Origin of the sequence: Kiloniella spongiae, assembly GCF_001026905.1 — a bacterium.
In the GTDB taxonomy this organism is placed as follows: domain Bacteria; phylum Pseudomonadota; class Alphaproteobacteria; order Kiloniellales; family Kiloniellaceae; genus Kiloniella; species Kiloniella spongiae.
Map to the genome: position 1 here is coordinate 1 of NZ_LAQL01000042.1, position 2,138 is coordinate 2,138.

Consider the following 2,138-nt stretch of genomic DNA (forward strand, 5'->3'; position numbering starts at 1 on the left):
CATCTGCTGTTGAGCCTGTCGTAAAGGTGCCATTTTGTCCGCCACTGCCACCGGCACCGACAACAGACACTCTCACGGTTGTTACACCAGCAGGGACAACCCAGTCGTAGCTACCTGACGTGGAATAAAACTGTTCTCCTTCGGGGGATGAACCGGAAGAGCCATCCGGAATTCCGGTTGATTTTGCAAAAGCCGGATCATCAAATTGTTGATGCACTGTCTGGGACAAACGCACATCTATGGCCTGTCCCGTTGTTGAAACCTGTTCCCAGGATCTTTCTTGTATCTCAATAGGCGTCCCGTCAAGAATTTGTCGAGCTGTCTTTTTAGTGCGACGGGTAAAGGGCCAATCCTGATGATAATCAGTTAAGGTTTGTGTCCCCCGTTGGCGGTCACTCGATACGATTTGTCCAAACCCCAGAAATGACCCGCGCTCAACATCAACACGACCATCTGAATAGGCATAATCCACATGCCGTAAACCTGTCACACCATCTTCGCGTTTCACAGAAGATACCGCGTACATCGTGCCCATAAAGGTTTGTTCCGGATAACTCGCCGCTTTGTCTGCTTTATAAAAATTCTCCCCGGAAACAGGAGCCTTGATAAGCGGCTTGTAACGAACAGACGTCTTGTATCCACGTGAAGAGGTAAACGTTTTTGCCTTGTTACTATTCTGGTAATTACTAAAAAGAAAATCCACCCCACCCGAGACAACTCTGGCTATATCCGGGCTACCATCACCGTTCCAGTCACCTGTCGTAACCGGATAGAGATTACTGTCGGCATAACTGTTCTTGCCGAAAGATTCTACATCCTCGAAGTGAACCCAACCCTGACCGTTTGAGATATATAGCTTTATGCCGGAAGCAGAGATCCGGCCGATATCACTCAGACCATCATTATTCCAGTCACCTTGAACAAGGGGATAAGTACTTGCATCAGAGAAACCATCATTTCGTCCTAAAGCCTCATTGCCACCGAATATTGACCAACCCGTTCCTGTAGATATACGAAAGCTGATACCATCATCATGCACGCGCATAACATCAGACAAGCCATCGCCATTCCAGTCACCAACTGTAACAGGGTGGGTATTATCATTGGAATAACCAGCATTTCGGCCAAAAACATTTAACCCATCATAAATTGCCCATCCAGTCCCCGTTGATACACGAAAGCTGATACCATCATCATGCACACGCATAAGATCAGACAAGCCATCTCCGTTCCAATCGCCAACCATAACAGGATGGGTGCTTCCATTATGATAACCAGCGTTTTTGCCCCAAATATCAAGACCTGTATAGGCCTTAAAATAGCTTCCCTGAGATGTATAAAACTTGACACCTGTTGATGTCACACGGCCGACATCAGTCCGGCCATCTCCATTCCAGTCACCAGTAAGAACAGGATAGATACTGCCATCATCATAACGTTCTTTGCCAAAATCATTAAACTGGGCATAGGCTTCAAAGGATGTTCCGGTAGAAACCAGAAAAGTCATCCCATTATCCGTCACACGGGCAATATCCGTCAGGCCATCGCCATTCCAATCCCCAGAAAAAACGGGGTAGAGATTGCTGTCGGACAAGCTATTCTGCCCAAGTTCACTCAGCTGCGTATAGTTTTCAAAAAAACTGTGAATCCTGTCTTCAAAAGCAAAACGGTTTGCGACATAGAACTTCATTCCACTGGACGTAACACGTCCGATGTCAGAAACGCCATCACCGTTCCAGTCACCATAGATCAGAGGATAAGAATTTCGGTCTTCATAATCCGTTTTACCAAAATCCCCCAAAGAAGCTATCTCTGGCCATGAAGCACTATCTTCATTCCACGTGATAGCTAACGGCTTTAGGCAACTCCCCCCTGCCTCACACATAAGGAGTTGAGTTATACGAGATCTGTTCTCTAAACCACTATATTCATAGTTGGCTTCATAATCTGCGACGAGCGTCTCGCCCTCATAGGTCTGGATATTCTTCAGGCGTTGATCTTGTGTAATCTTTGCTCCAGCCTGATACCAGGTGCGAATATCGGTGCGGTCTTCATAGATAAAACGTACAGAGGATGTGGCTGCTGTCCCAGCTGTGGCATTACCGCCGTAATCAATACGGTTGATACGGTATGAGCCG

At 46.8% G+C, this 2,138-nt stretch carries 1 protein-coding gene; it reads right to left on the reverse strand.

Annotation, left to right across the window (positions count from 1 at the left end; translation table 11 throughout):
- On the reverse strand, nucleotides 1-2,138 hold a 2,138-nt coding region (locus WH96_RS20800; RefSeq protein WP_047766171.1), incomplete at both ends, for an FG-GAP-like repeat-containing protein.